Origin of the sequence: Ruficoccus amylovorans, assembly GCF_014230085.1 — a bacterium.
GTDB lineage: Bacteria > Verrucomicrobiota > Verrucomicrobiia > Opitutales > Cerasicoccaceae > Ruficoccus > Ruficoccus amylovorans.
Map to the genome: position 1 here is coordinate 231,765 of NZ_JACHVB010000013.1, position 15,015 is coordinate 246,779.

Genomic DNA, 15,015 nt, shown 5'->3' on the forward strand with positions numbered 1-15,015 from the left:
CAGGAAACCGGACCAGGCAACAACGAGCTGTGCAAGCCAGGAGAGGCTAACTCAAGGGCAACACCGGCAACCGGAACGTAAATCCCTTTCAATCCCGACAGGAAAAAACAGGGACGCTTGTCCCCCGCACGACCTAGAGCATGTTCGCTTTAATCTGTCGCCTGCGGTGGGGAAATGTCTTGAAGCCTCGCCAGGCGGCAGTGGGTGTAGCGGGCTGGAAGCCCGTAAGCCTGCTGCCAACGCCGCGAGCTCCAAGACAGGCCTCATCCGAAGGACTGGCTGCTTTTGAGCCCCGGCGGCAGATTAAAGCGAACATGCTCTAGTGCGAAGGAGCGCCGGTTGACTCTCCCTTGAATAAGGCAACCCGGTCCGGCTCAATCACGACCGTCTCTTCCAGCCCTTGAGTTTGAAATCTCTCAATGGCGCGCCGTACCATTTCCGAGACGGCTGGCTGCTGAAGGCTCGTAATCGATGGCACCGACTGGGAACCATGCTCGGCAGGGCCAAAGACCGCGAGGGAAACATCCTGAGGAATCCGCAACTGCGCATCAGTAATCGCCCGCGCAAGTCCCCACCCCGTAATGACAGACAGCCCCAGCATAGCGGTAGCATCGGTCCGCCCGTCGATAAAAACGTTTCTCATTGAGCTTGTCACCATCCGCTGCTCACCCCGCTCGTTCGAGGTTGAGCAATCCCACAACTGGCCACGCAGACCATGTTCATCCAGGTAACGGCGCCAGATTTTTATTCGCTCCTCATACTCGCGGTAGCCGGTTCGGCAGTGCACGCAATCGATGGTTTTGTGCCCGAGTTCCGACAAATGATCCAGCAATGGCAACATAGCCGAGGCCGAGACGTCCGAAATCATGGACAAACCCTGATCGGTCAAATCCCGAAAGAGGGTAAATATGCGGTTACGGCACTGCATCAGGCGGTTACGGAGCACCTCGGAGAAATTATCCGGGGGAATGAAGAAAATAATGTCAAAAGACTGCCCCAGCATCGACAACAGAGCCGGGTCGTCCTCATCAAGGAAGTGATGTACGCGCAACAAACCGTTACAGCAACGCACCCCTTCATAGACTCCCTCCTGCCACAGGTGTGCGGAAAGCCCTCCCGTCACCGGGCTAAGCAACAGAGCCTGAAACTTCTGCCCGGCGCATTGATACTTACGCGCGGCCATCAACTTGCCGGACTTGCTCCCGTTTCTCTCCAAATAGCCCTCGTCAACCAACTGCGCGATAGCCCGACGCACGCAGGTCAAACTCAAGCCCGATTCGGCCGAAAGCCTACGCTCCGATGGAATCGGCGTCGCCTCATAATATCCATCCTTGACGCGACGCCTCATTAAACGGACCAAGGGATCAGACTTGAACGCAGTTACCGGCATAAAACACAACTCTCCAATATCTTTTTGGTGACAGGCCCGTAATTGAGCCTATCATGATAATATTAGGAGAAGCGTAGTCGAGGGCTCCACGCCTCGCAACATAAATATCGTTTTTGCTCTTTTTTAAACGACTTCCAGCCGTTATTATTGGGTTTTCAATCCAGTGATATTCCTGAGGTTCATGCCTCGGGTACACTGTTCGATGACGTTATTGACCAGGGTAATGTCATGAAAGGCATCGATGTCCTCAATGGGTATATGGGGTGCTCGCAGCGCTTCGATGGTGATAATGCCCCAGTTTTTGTTTTCGTCGAAATTGGAACTGAATCCGCAATCGATGATGCGGTTACTAACGATCTCGACGTTCTCACAAAACAACCCTTCACGATAGCTCCCCGGCTCGTTGCACATGAAAATGGCCGGACCACTTAACCCCGTGAAGGTATTCTTGCTCAGTTCGACATCGTAAGCTTTCAGAAAGACACCGAAGCGACGTGAGTTTTTAAATGTGTTCCCCTCGATCAGAACTCCGCGATTGAAACCAGTCCCATAAAAACCGAGCGCTTCCTTGCGGGACATCAACTCCGGGAGAGGATCGGACACATCAACGATTCCCTCCTCGGGAAAGACCGATGTAATACGCGTGCGCGCAACGATCTCCCCCTTCTCACGGTCAAAGATGACCAAACCATCGCCCACCCGCAATTGCCCGGCGGATTTCCGGGGAGCAAAAGTCCGCGCATCCGCAGATAGCTGCAAACGCCTCGGCTCAAGCTGGTCGAGCAGGAAGAACGGTTTCGAGTACAGGTTGATGGCATCGTCAGAAATACCTTCCACAACATTATCGCGAATGACAATAGGGCCGCGGGCATTCTGAACATGAATAAAGTCCGCATTCCCCCCTTTGATCATTCCTCTCCCGATCTTTGCTTCGCAACCGATGAATGAGAGTCCCTCGGAGTCAACCGCGAGATAATGCCCCCCAACAGAACCGTAGGAAATAATTCTCTCAAGAAGCAGGTTGCGGCAATCCTGCGCGATCAACAGCGGGCTTCGATTCTCGCGCGCATTCAGCATAAAGACCATCCCGGGCTCAATCTTACGCAGGACATCCGGAGGGCAGGTCAACGGGATGGCAAACGTCCCGACCGCAGTTTCTTCAGGGGGCGCTTTCAGAAAAAGCACATTGGGCATCCCACGGGTAAGGCGCCCTGGTACCGTATCGTCCATGAAGTAGCCCCATAAGCCATTTTTCGTAATCCACGGTTCCACAAACGACGGCGACTCTGGATTGGCTTCCACGATGATCGTCCCACTCTGCTGCTCGACTTCGACAACCTTCCCCCAGGCAAAAGGCACAGGGTCATAGCCGACACTGAAGCCCTTCAGCGAAACATCCACGCATCCGATAAGTTTGAACAAACCAATGGTCGGAGTATTTATCCTGAGGATCGCCCCTTCCCCATTCATCGTGAATTGCTGCACATTTCTGAGCACAAAGAGGCTGCCAAATGCACCCTCCTCCGCGGCCAGGTCGTAGACTCCCGGCTCCAGAAGCACCGTAAGGCCAGGCTGGTTTCTCGCCTGGCTAAACAGGTTCTGGAAAGCGGCCGTATCATCCAGTCCGTCGTCCGGAGCTCCCCCGAAATCGGCAAGTGAGACCGTATTTTGAGCAGCACAGCATCCGCAGGCAAGACCCAGCGTGAGAAACAATCCGTGTAGGAGATTCATCGTCAAAGTATCAAGAGGTTAAGTTAAGCCAATTCAGGCAACACAGCGTTGAACTCTTCAGCATTAGTTCGCTTCCGCCCACGGGGCAAAACGCTCTCGCGATTCCGGAGGCAGGCTGCGGTACAAGTCCCTGAGCTCGCGCTGGCTCATCGTGGTCTGAGCTGGCAAACCTTCGACCCAACGCTGATAGGTCTCGGTCATCTGCCGGAAACGGTCTGACTGCTCGTGCTGCAGGTCATTGCTCTCCGTAATGTCGTTCGGGAGCTCGTACAAGCCAATCAAAGTCGGAGCTCCCACTTCGCGCGAACGCTTGGTAGTCAGTCCTTCATTAGTCACTTTCCAGTCTCCTTCGCGAATCGCCCATCCGTGGCGCTCCGGCATGCTCAACGGATGCGGAAAACGCCACATCAAGGCCCGCTCGGGGAGCTTTCCTTTCCCGGTCACCATTGGCAGCAGGTTCTCTCCGTCCAGGCCTTCAGGTATCTTACTGTCATCCCCTGCGGCGGCCAATGCCGTCGGCAGAATATCCAGGGAAATAACCGGTGTGTCAATTACCTGGCCAGCGGGAATAACAGAAGGCCATTGCATGGCAAAGGGCACGCGCACCCCACCTTCAAGAACATCGCCTTTGACCCCCCGGAGCGGTTCGTTGTTCGCCCGGGTCACCGAAGTTGGTCCACCGTTGTCACTGAGGAAGAAGATCAGCGTGTCGTTCTCCAGGTTCTCGTCCTTAAGGGTGGAAAGCACTGAGCCAACGGCATCATCCATCGCAGCAACCATAGCGGCATAGACCTGCCGGGGATGGGCAATCATCCGATCCGTATAAGCGCAATGCGCAGGGACATCATCCTCGTGCGCGAGGTGTTCGAAGCGCTTGAGATAGTCTTCGGGGGCCTGCAGCGGAGCATGGGGAGCGTTAAAGGCCAGATAGAGAAAGAAAGGCTGATCCGCGTTTTTCTTGATAAATTCGCAGGCCTCTTCGCCGAAAACATGCGTCAGGTAACGCGTCTCTGTCACCGGCTCGTCGTTTCTCCACAGGTAAGGAATCGAATCCTCCCCTTCCTGAGGCATGTACATGGTCCCTCCGACGAGGTGTCCGTAGAAATAATCGAAGCCGCGCTCATTGGGCCTGTCGGAAGGGGTTGGAGAGAGAGGCTCGGCCCCCAGGTGCCACTTGCCGATAATGCCGGTCGCGTACCCATCCTCACGCAGGTACTCCGGCATCAGCGGGATCGTATCAGGCAGGCCGAATGTGTCGATCGTCGTATTGCATTCACGGCCAAATCTGCTCTGGTTCTGTCCGGATAGAAGCCCAGCCCGCGAAGGCGCACACTGCGGCGCAGTAACGTACCCATTCGTAAACAACACTCCGTTTTTAGCAATCGAGTCGAGCGCAGGCGTCGGGATTTCCTTGCTACCGTTAAAGCCGACATCCGCGTAGCCCTGGTCATCGGACAAAATGACAATGACATTCGGTTTACGGGCCGAAGCCGCAGACGTTATGATTACAGTCGCACCGGCAGCCAGCACGAACTTTCTGAACAGAGATATTATTGTATTCATAAAACGATTACACAGGTTTCGGTTTTATTCGAGTCCACGCGTTGCCTCATCATTCAGCCTGACCCGGAAGGGAGTTACCGGGAGGCCATTTCGGTCCCGCAAATTATTCGGAGGATTATCTCCCCAGGCATAGCGTACCTCCACTGGATGCCTCACCTCCACATGCTGGAGAACGACCTGGTTACGGACCGGGATCGTGGCCTCCGCCCAGTAGAAGACACCGTCCTCACCCGCGATTGAAAAGCCCGACACCTCATTTCTCCCATAGGCATAGAGTCCTTCATCGACCTGATCGAAAGTCAGCGTTACGCGCGAGCCATCGACCACGGCGGAGGCACATTGCGGACTGCCGCTTACCAATTCGTAGCCGTAGTCTCTGGCCAATGCCTGTCGGGCCAACCGGCGAGCCACGGCCTGCTTGGCCCCCGGATGGATCTCATTTCCCTCGCCAAGGTCGATCGCAACCGCCTGGCCAGTGTTCGGAAGGCTTAGCGCCCCGCTCTGTGCTTCGCGAAGCACTGCCCAATTACGCGGAGAGATATCACCGTTGGGATCGTCAAACTCCGGACCGTAGGCGGGTAACTGAACCCAGTAGAACGGAAAGTCTCCCTGCCCCCAAATGTCACGATAGTAGTTGATTAACGTAGGGAAAAGATCGCGATACTGCCCGGCTCTTTTTGCCGTCGGTGTGTTGGACTCGCCCTGATACCAGATAATGCCCCGCATTCCGTAGCCGATGGTCGGATAAACCATGCCGTTAAAGATGCCTGAGGGAGTTCGCTGGTATAGTCGCTTGTCCAATACACCAAAGGGCCGACGTTGACCGTTGTACTGGCCGAATCTCTCCCACTCCTTGAGCTGTTTTTTATACTCAGCCATATCGCGCTCGTACATCTCGTCGGTGTAGGAGGCTGCGTCCTGCTTCCATTCAGCAACGACTTCAGCCGTCTCCTCATTGGCCATCAACAAGTCCATTGGCAGCCAGGCTTCAGCACATGAGCCACCCCACGGATTGGCAACTAACCCGACCGGCACACCAAGCGCATTGTGCAGTTGGCGGCCGAAGAGATAACCCACCGCAGAAAAGCCCGACGCTGTCCGGGGCGAGCACACATTCCACCCTCCCTCGAAGTCCTCCAGCGGCTCCAGGCTGGCGCGACGAGGCACCTGCAGCAGCCGTATCTCCGGATAATTGGCAGAGGCGATTTCCACATCGCTATCAAAAGCACTACCAAGATTGAACAGCATATTCGACTGTCCCGAGCAGAACCAAACTTCCCCCACCAGGACATCCTGAAACTGAAGCGTCTCTGAGTCGCCACGGACCGTCAGCTCATATGGGCCACCGGCCCCCATCGGATCAAGCTTGAGCAACCACCGGCCGTCAGGTCCGGCCGTAGTTTCACGCACTTTTCCGCCAATGGTCACTGAGATGCGCTCGCCGGGTTGGGCCTTACCCCATATCGGGTTATCCAGGTCGCGCTGCAGCACCATATGGTCGCCAAAGATATTCGGCAGCCACAGTTCAGCCCCGAGACGTGGCAAAAAGACTGACCAGAGAATAACGGCATAAGCCACCCAGTTCTTCCTGTCGCGCATGATGCTCATCAATCTGTGCCTGTGAGATTAAAATTAGTACTTGGGATCGCTCCAGCGCGGTCCCTCGAATTGCCCGATCCACTGCTCGTACAGTGCCTTCATCTCCTCAAGTTGCTCGGGATTGCTCTTTGCCAGATCGTTTTGTTCTCCCACGTCATCGGTGAGGTTAAAGAGCTGCCAGTTCGATCGCTCACGCCAAAGCGTTGCCTTCCACTCACCCTGACGAATGCCCCGCTGGCCTCCCCTTTCCCAAAACAGGCGAGCGTGCGACGCACTCCCGGATTCACCAAGCAAGACGGGCAACACATTGATTCCATCCAACGGCTTTCCCGCAGGATTCACCCCCGCGGCGACGGCGAATGTCGGCAGCAAGTCGAGGGATGAGATTGGGGTTGTGACAATTTCCCCCGCCGGCAAGACATTCGGCCACGACCAGATAAACGGGACGCGTACACCGCCCTCATAGACCTGCCCTTTGTGCCCGCGCAACTCTCCGTTGAATCCGCCATTCTGAGGCTTACCCCCGTTATCGCTGATAAACACGATCAGCGTGTTGTCGAATTCCCCGCTCTCGCGCAGGTACTCAACAATGCGGCCCATGTTCATATCCAGGTTATCCACCATAGCCGCATAGGTCCGGCGTTTTTTGTCGTTGATGCTGCTGTATTTCTCGATGGTTTCCTCTGGTGCCTCAAGCGGCACATGCGGGGCGTTGTAGGCTATGTACAGAAAAAAGGGAGTCCCGCTGGCCCGCTTCATAAAGCCGATGGAATAATCGGTGAGCAAATCCGTCAAGTAGCCTTCCTGCGGGGGAATAGGAATGCCACTGACCTCCAGGGGGCTGCCGTAGTTGTAGAGAAACGGCGTATCCGTGTCCGAATGATCCCGCGCCCAGCGCTTCATATTCTCCTCGTACTGCATAGGAAAATAATGGTGCCCGCCGCCCAGGAAACCGAAATACTCGTCGAAGCCCCGATTTATCGGGTGAAACGCTTCCGCCGAACCCAGATGCCATTTACCGATGGCACAAGTCCGATAGCCTCCACGCCGAAGAACATCCGCGATGGTTTCCTCCTCAAGATCCAAGCCCTGCGAACGGTCAACCGGCCAGTTCGTCGGGTTGCACCAGAAGCCATGCCGTTGCTGATAGCGTCCAGTCATGAACCCCGCCCGGCTCGGACCACAATAAGGAGCCGAGACATAGCCGTCGGTCAGGATGATCCCCCCATCAGCCAACTGATCGAGATTGGGAGTCTGGATTTCATTGCTTCCGTAGACCCCGAGATCGGCATAGCCGAGGTCGTCAGCCACAACGAAAATAATGTTGGGCTGTCGTGCCTCAGCAGCTCGAATGCCGTGAACAGCGAAAAGGCTCACACCGATTAGCAACAGATATAGCCAGGTTCCACACCGAATGTTTGATCTGAGATTTTTCACGCTGACTGACATTTAGGTTTCTATCTCCGAACAGCCCTGTAGGTGGAAACCGACTCTTCAAACCCAATCACGTTGAGCTTAACCGTCAAATTTCCATTCATATAAACAATGCAAGACCAGACACGCATAATAAGGGGCACAATAGGTTCATGGGGGGGTAACTGATACGGGCTTTGTTAGCCTTGGATAGAGATACTACTGATAGCGCCAGTCACGGAGACCTATCGGGCTACTGCACGGTAATTCACACATGGTTTGATAAGGGCTTATTACTCGTAGGACTGGAAATTGTACGGCCAGCGCTCGACCATCCAGGTAGTCGGGCGGGCGCGCTTCCCATCGAACGCCCAACGGTCCAGCACCTCGCCGTTCTCACGTGACAAAAGGATATCATCGATTTCGACGGTTTCTTTGCTCCGCGGAAAATCGATCCTTATACCAATCAGTTCAGCACTGACCTCGAACGGAATTTCGCAGGTTTGCCAGTCACTGTCACCCTCTACGGAAAACTCGGTGCTTCGCTCGCGGTTAAACACCCAATCGGAACGATCCGACCAGTAAAAACGACCTTGACCAGCACTTCCGGAGCGTACCCGAAACGAAACCTTGAGTGGCCCGGTGACCCGGGGAAGGTTCCGGGTGGAAATACCCGAGCCTTTCAACTCAACCGCCCCATCCCCGGACAGGGAGAGCGAATCATTTCTCGTTGCACCGATCCACCCGTCCACCGGAAGCAGTTCAGGCGAAAAATCCGGATTCGGTTTGGGACGAACTCCCGGCGGGCTCATATAGTGCTCGCGGAGCATGGCAGCCATCTTGCGTACCCGCTCGGGCTCCTCCACCGCCAGGTTGTGGTACTCACCGGAATCTTCCGCGAGGTTATACAGCTCGTATTGCTCCGGCCACAGGTCCGTCTGATAGAAAACTTCAACCAGCACCCAGTCCCCCATCCGGACCCATGCTCCGGCAGGAGAACGTTCGCCGAAATTCTCAGGGAAATAGCAGTAGATCGCCTCGCGGTCGATCCCTCCTCCTTGCAACAAAGGCGCGAGGCTCACACCGTCCAGAGTCTGCTGCTCCGGCAAGCCGATATTACACATTTCAAGAAGCGTCGGATACATGTCCACACCAGTGACGGGCTCGGTACTGACTTGCGCATCGTCGATGACGCCGGGCCACGAGATCAGCAAGGGTACGCGCGAGCCTCCCTGAAACACTGTCCCCTTGCCCGAACGCAAGGGCTCATTACTGGTGATCGGCACACTCTCACCGGGCACGGAGCGGTCGTCCTTGCCCCCATTATCAGAGGTAAAGACGATGATGGTATTGTCGGCCTGGCCGCTCTCTTCCAGATAGTCCAGTATATCCGCAAGGCTGTCGTCCACACTGCGCAACATCGCCGCCATGGTCGGACTTTGATGGCGGCCCGTCGGGTCTTTGCGGTTTTTATAATATTCGATCAGCTCTTCCTTACCCTGCCACGGTCCATGAACGCCCCAGTGCCAGAGGCATAAGAAGAAGGGCTTGTCGCTTTTCTCCTCCATGAAGGCGATAGCCTCATCTGTTGCCCGGTCGGTGATATATTCGCCATCCGGCCCGTTGGTCACATTCCCCCGCTGGAACCGGTAGGGCGAAAAATAACTTGGCGGGCCCGCGTCAGGCGCACCATGAAAGCTATGCTCAAAGCCCTGCTTATCCGGCCAAAACTTCTCATCCAACCCCATGTGCCACTTGCCGATAAAACCGGTGCGGTAGCCGGCATCCTGGAAAGCTTCCGCCAGCGTGTACTGCTCCGGATCGAGATAGCGCTTTGAGGTCGGCAGCAAGTAACGACTGGTGCGCGGTACGCCTTTCTCTTGATACTCGGGGTCATCCCTGAGCGCGGTGTGGCCCCAGGCCGTCGTCATCCCGTGACGCGCCGGGTACTGACCACTGAGGAGTGACGCCCGCGCCGGCGAACATAGCGGGCTGGCCGAGTAGGCGTCCGTAAAACGCACGGACGACTGAGCCAGACGCTCCAGGGCCGGAGACTCATAGTAGGTCGAACCGTACACAGAGGAATCCGCCCAGCCCATGTCATCCACGAGGATAAAAATGACATTGGGCTTCTCTTGAGGAGCCGCTGATGAGCTCATGGGGACAGCAGCTCCCAATAGGGACAGAGCCACGCCCAAGGTATGCGTGTCGATCAAGTTACGGGCCATAGAATCTTGAGGTATTCGGGATTAAAGTGTCATTAGAATTTCGATACATAACAGCCGGGGCCGCACACTCGCCCGCAAATGGCGCGTGCTTTACCCTGGGGCTTAAGCCAGTCCCAGCGTTTGCTCCAAAGGTGGACCGACCGTTTTCCCTGTGCGTCCTTTGATCAACTCGTATTGCTCGGGCGTGGGAGGGATGGGCCCCGCCAGAAGCGGATCCCGGGTACGCACCATCTCCTGCTCGCAGCAAGCCGCCAACCGCTCGCGGACACCCGCAAACTCAGGATCATAGGCCAGATTGTGAGTCTCGTAAGGATCGTTAACGATGTCGTAGAGCTCTTCCTTGTCCCGATCCGGATACTTGGCCAGAGAAGCCGAGCTGTGGTCAGGGCCCGCCAGGGTTGTCTCCGCCGGCCAACGATCACGGATATTCCGATCATCAGAAGCCATAATCTCTGCAGCCGTCGGATATTTTTTGGCAAAAGGATGGAAGTTCCGCAGGTAGTGATAACGGTCTGTGCGGATTGCCCGCACCGGGTCGTAATTCTCGTGATAATTACGCTCGGTAAAGATATATTCCTGCGGTGTGTACTCCCTTTCACCGGTGAGCCCGCTCCAGTGAGAATGGCCAAAGTTCTCCGGGGCCGGAACGCCCGCACAGTCAAGCAGCGTCGGAAAGAGGTCTACGTTATTAACCAGATGCGGGAAGCGCTTACCTGCGGCCAATCTTCCGGGCTGGTAAAATATGTTGGTGATCTCCATCCCGTGGTCGTAGGCCGTCCCCTTCCCGCGACTGGAAAGAATCCCGTGGTCGGTCGTAAATACAAACAGCGTATTTTCGGCATCGTCCATCTGCTGAATAGCCTCGACCAACCGGGCCAACTGGGAATCCATATACCGGACACAAGGAGCGAAGCGCCTCATCATCTCATAGGAATACTCAGAAGCAGACATTTGGGGCGGGATGTAAGTATCCTCCACCCGGTCTATCCCGAATTTCTTCGCGCCGCGGCCAAAATGCTCCTCGTAGTAGCCGTCCGGCTTCCACTGGCTCCCGTGTGTCTCCATCGTGCCGATATTCAGGTAAAAAGGCGCATCTCCCTTACTGCGGCTGTCCATAAAGCCAATTGCATCATCCAGCGCGTTCTCGATAAAGTTGTCGGCCATCGATTTGCGGTGCTTGAGCACGCGCTGGTAGTGCATCTCGTCCGCACCCCCATGACGCTCATGCGTAAACCCCGCTGATGCGGTGACATAGCCGTTTGCATTCATCACATCGACCATGTTGGGTGGCTCATCCGCCAGCCGCCACCCGTGGTTAACCAATCCCATGAGTTGATTTCGGTGCGGAAGATGTCCCGTCATCGCACAACCGCGCGACGGGCTGCATGGCGGAGATGTGCAAAAGGCACTGTCGCAGGCGATTCCCTCAGCGGCCAAGCCCTCCAGCGTCGGCGTCGGAACGGGAACTCCATGCACGCTGCAGTGCTTTCCCAAATCATGGACAACCATGTAGATAATATTTGGCCGCCTAGACTTCTCACTGCGAATGACAGCCGGAGCCTGTCCCCGGGCCACGACGTTAGAAAGTAAACCTCCTGCTGCAGTAACGACAGCAGTACGAATGAATTGCCGCCGGGACGCGCCGGAAGATGGTGGGGGCGTTTCTTTCATCAACGAGAATGGGGTTTAAGTAATCAATATTGATTTCTTTAAAAGAAATAAGAGCGGCAATACCTTTAAACTGTCAACCCATTTATTAAAAATTCATCATCTGGAGAATTCCCTCCCCAGATCAAATACTACTCCGCTCACATCTCAGAAAGAACTAATATAGCCTACAATTAATCGAATGATAAGCCAATTAAGACCTCCTTTATCGTTTCGAATGGCAAGCAGAGAGACAACGGTTACTTATTTCTCCCAGATCAAAACCATCCCCTTAAAGAATCATTTATAAACTTTTTTCTGGACTAGCATTAGTCCTGTGACAATAAATTTAGCATCCCCTTCCCCCATTTCTTGTTACGCATGGCCCCGTCGAACATTTCACAAGCAACCCGCATCACCTCCCAAATGAGGCAGGCGGAATGTGTCTGGAGTCATCTACAACACGGAAGTCACAGGGCTGGGCAAACCCTGATCTTCTATTGCGAGCTTTCCCGCCAAGCGGGGGCGCGCGCGGAGCTTCGAATAGCCGCGACAGACAGCTATCGGGTCTGGCTGGACGACGTCCCCATCGCCCAAGGACCGGCCCGCACGGCCCCCGGATATGCGAGAATCGACCAGATCCCGATCACACCCGCGCCTACGACCGCGCACAGCCTTCTCGCCATTGAAGTCGCATGGGAAACCACCCCGCGCTTTGACCGCGCATCAAGCCCGGCTTTCCTCGCCGCGGAGTGGGAGGAAGACGGAAAGATCGTCGCTGCGACAGGAGTCGGCAAGGACTGGAAAGTCGTTCAGCCTGGCTGGCGTCTTGAAGCTATGGAAAAATTTTCCGCACAGCGTGGACGGATTGAGGCCATGCGCTTTCATCGCCCCGCATGCTACATAAACCTGCGAGCCTCATTGCGCGGATTTGAATCCGTTGCGCCCACCACGCTTTGCCCGGAAGACCAACCGCGTTTCCTTCCGCGCCGTGCTCCGCTCCCCCTGTTCTCAGAACTCCCGGTCGAGGCGATAATCGCCAGCGGCGATTTTTCTCTTGGGAAAGAAAAAGCCCATGACATGGACTTCTGGTGGAAAGCGCCGGAGTATAACGAACCACTTCGCCGGCTCGCGTTAAACGCTCAGGCAGTCGATATTTCCGGCCTCCTTGAGCGGATCAGCGAAACCAAACGAAGGGAAGCGCCTCCGCCGTCCCTTCCCCTCGGCTTGCAAACCGGCCAGTGGGCGCTCCTCGGCTTTGGACGCAATGCAACCGGCTTCCTCGACCTGGAAGTTTACTGCGAGCGCCCCGTCAGCCTGCTCGCAACCTTCGACGAAGTCCTGACCGATGGCTCCGTCAGCCCCTCCCGCAACAAGTGCCATCCCGCTTTTTACTGGGAATTGTGCTCAGGCCACCATCGGCTGCGCACGTTCGAGCCGCAAACCTTGCAATACCTGCAACTCTGGACGCTGGAGGGTTCGATCCATCTTGAGCGAATCGATCTGGTGGAGATGACACACCCTTGCCCCCGCCCGCGATGGCCGAATGCAGAGCCGAAAATGCAGCCGATATTGGAGGCGAGTTGGCAGACCTTCAGGCAAAACGCGATCGACATCTTCATGGATTGCCCGGGGCGCGAAAGAGCCGGGTGGCTTTGCGACAGTTTCTTCACCGCGCGCGCCGAATACCTCTTCACCGGATGCAACGCGATTGAAACCGACTTTTTGGAGAACTTCCTCCTGGCGGAAACCTACGAGAATATCCCGGCCGGAATGCTACCTATGTGCTGGCCGGCTGACAATCCACTGAAAATGTTCATCCCCCAATGGGCCCTGTGGTTTATCCTAGAAATCTGCGAGACACCCGCCCGAAGCGGCAATGATGAACTCGTCGAAATGGCCCAACAGAAGACCGATGGGATATTTCAGTGGTTCTCTGGCTATCTCAACAGTGAGGGCTTTCTGGAAAACCTGCCCGGCTGGAATTTCGTGGAGTGGTCGAAGTCGAATGACCTCACCACTGGAGTCAACTTCCCTACGCAGTTCCTCTATGCCGCAGCTCTCATAGCTGCCGGGCGCACCTACTCCAGAGACGACTGGGTAGAGGCCGGACAATCCCTCCGGCAACGGGCTGCCGAACGGTCTTTCGATGGCGAATGGTTCCACGATCAGGCCCTGCGAAAAGACGATGGTCTGACTCTCAGCGCCGAGCGGACTGAAACCTGCCAGTACTACGCCTTTTTCTTCGGAGCGGCCTCTCCCCAAACCACCCCAACCCTCTGGCAGCGGCTGGTCAAAGACTTCGGACCGCTGCGCAATGCCTCAAGCCAATACCCGGAGATCTTCCCCTCCAACGCTTTTATCGGGAACATTCTGAGGTTTGAATGCCTCAAACGGCACGGTGAATCCAAGCGCCTTTCGCAAGAGCTTCTCAGTTACTATGCCCCGATGGCAGAGAGCACCGGCACTCTCTGGGAACATTCCAGCAGCAAGGCAAGTTGCAATCACGGCTTCGCTTCCTACATCGCCTGCCTCATGGACGCTGCTCCTGCGCAGGAACCGCCTTTCCTCATTTGATTCCGCTCATTTCCAACCCCTGCCTATCCCATGCACCGGCGTAACTTTATCTATTCTCTGGCACTGTCCGTCACTGCAGGCGTAGCCACCCCCTGGAAATCCGCCCTGACCGCCCAACCCATTTCTCCACGGGGCGCAGGTACCGGCTACAGCATCGAGGGAGAAGGTGCTTACGCGCTTGCCCCCATTGCCGATTTCGTGCGCAAGAATGGGCTACTTGAAACAGCCCCGGAAAACCCCGACGCAGCAACATTGGTTTATTCTCTGGTCGAATGGAAACAGGCCAACCGCAAAAGCCCGCCCACATGCGGGGAATATGGCACGCTGCGCATCCAGTACAAAAGGCAGCCGGATGGCGCCGAATACCAACTCGCCCGCATGGAGCAAATGGTGGAGAGCACCGCCTTGGTCCGACGCAACGGGAATAGCCTGAGTTGGGAGTTCGAGCAAAAACCCCGTGGCAAGGAGTCGATGGACCTCGGCCTGAGCACGCGGGTTCGCGGAGAGGCCGGCAATGGCCTCTGGCGGCAGTCCATTAACGGCCGTGAAGAAAGCGGAAATCTCGAACATCATCCCGTTGCCGACTGTGAACTGCTCACTGGGGGGGTGCCGCTGTCAAAACTGGCACAGTCAGGCCCCGCCACGCTCTTCAGCCATGAGTTTTGTTTCCAGCATCCGGCGCCCTGCGAGGTAAGCCAAAATGAACCGCTGACTTTACGCGGTCAGACGGAAAACCTTTCGCTCGCGGTTTACAGCCTCAGTTGTGCGCACCGTCTCCCCCAGCACTACCTCGTGCCCACGGGGCAGCAATACAGTACCGCCTGCACGGAGTTCGCCACCTCGTTCATCCTAAAACAGATCGCCTGA

At 55.9% G+C, this 15,015-nt stretch carries 9 protein-coding genes; 2 read left to right on the top strand and 7 right to left on the bottom strand.

All coding sequences use genetic code 11. From position 1 onward, the window contains the following. Positions 1-319 precede the first annotated feature (319 nt). From H5P28_RS04210 to H5P28_RS04240, 7 genes are all read right to left on the bottom strand, one after another. Positions 320-1,390 carry a substrate-binding domain-containing protein gene (locus H5P28_RS04210; RefSeq protein WP_185674462.1) on the bottom strand — a complete coding sequence of 357 codons (1,071 nt, stop codon included), beginning with the start codon at positions 1,388-1,390 and terminating at the stop codon, positions 320-322. Between the two features lie 144 nt (positions 1,391-1,534). Beyond that, positions 1,535-3,121: a right-handed parallel beta-helix repeat-containing protein gene (locus H5P28_RS04215; RefSeq protein ID WP_185674463.1), complete on the bottom strand. Its 1,587-nt coding sequence runs from the start codon at positions 3,119-3,121 to the stop codon at positions 1,535-1,537. A 63-nt stretch (positions 3,122-3,184) separates the two neighbouring features. Further along, entirely contained in the window at positions 3,185-4,684 is a 1,500-nt protein-coding gene (locus H5P28_RS04220) for a sulfatase family protein (RefSeq protein WP_185674464.1), read from the bottom strand. Between the two features lie 24 nt (positions 4,685-4,708). Beyond that, on the bottom strand, positions 4,709-6,292 hold the full coding sequence (locus H5P28_RS04225) for a sialate O-acetylesterase (RefSeq protein WP_246455754.1): 1,584 nt from the start codon (positions 6,290-6,292) through the stop codon (positions 4,709-4,711). Positions 6,293-6,316: 24 nt separating this feature from the next. Next, the gene (locus H5P28_RS04230) at positions 6,317-7,732 is read right to left on the bottom strand and encodes a sulfatase (RefSeq protein WP_246455756.1); all 1,416 of its coding nucleotides are present in this window, start codon (positions 7,730-7,732) and stop codon (positions 6,317-6,319) included. A 257-nt stretch (positions 7,733-7,989) separates the two neighbouring features. Continuing rightward, positions 7,990-9,855, bottom strand: coding sequence for a sulfatase (locus H5P28_RS04235; RefSeq protein WP_185674466.1), 1,866 nt, complete (start codon positions 9,853-9,855; stop codon positions 7,990-7,992). Between the two features lie 171 nt (positions 9,856-10,026). Next, positions 10,027-11,595: a sulfatase-like hydrolase/transferase gene (locus H5P28_RS04240; RefSeq protein ID WP_281398113.1), complete on the bottom strand. Its 1,569-nt coding sequence runs from the start codon at positions 11,593-11,595 to the stop codon at positions 10,027-10,029. Between the two features lie 357 nt (positions 11,596-11,952). Between H5P28_RS04240 and H5P28_RS04245 the strand changes: the two genes are divergently transcribed. Together H5P28_RS04245 and H5P28_RS04250 are read left to right on the top strand one after the other, a co-directional pair. Continuing rightward, complete coding sequence (locus H5P28_RS04245) at positions 11,953-14,148, top strand: alpha-L-rhamnosidase-related protein (RefSeq protein ID WP_185674468.1); 2,196 nt, start codon at positions 11,953-11,955, stop codon at positions 14,146-14,148. A 30-nt stretch (positions 14,149-14,178) separates the two neighbouring features. Beyond that, positions 14,179-15,015: a hypothetical protein gene (locus H5P28_RS04250; RefSeq protein WP_185674469.1), complete on the top strand. Its 837-nt coding sequence runs from the start codon at positions 14,179-14,181 to the stop codon at positions 15,013-15,015.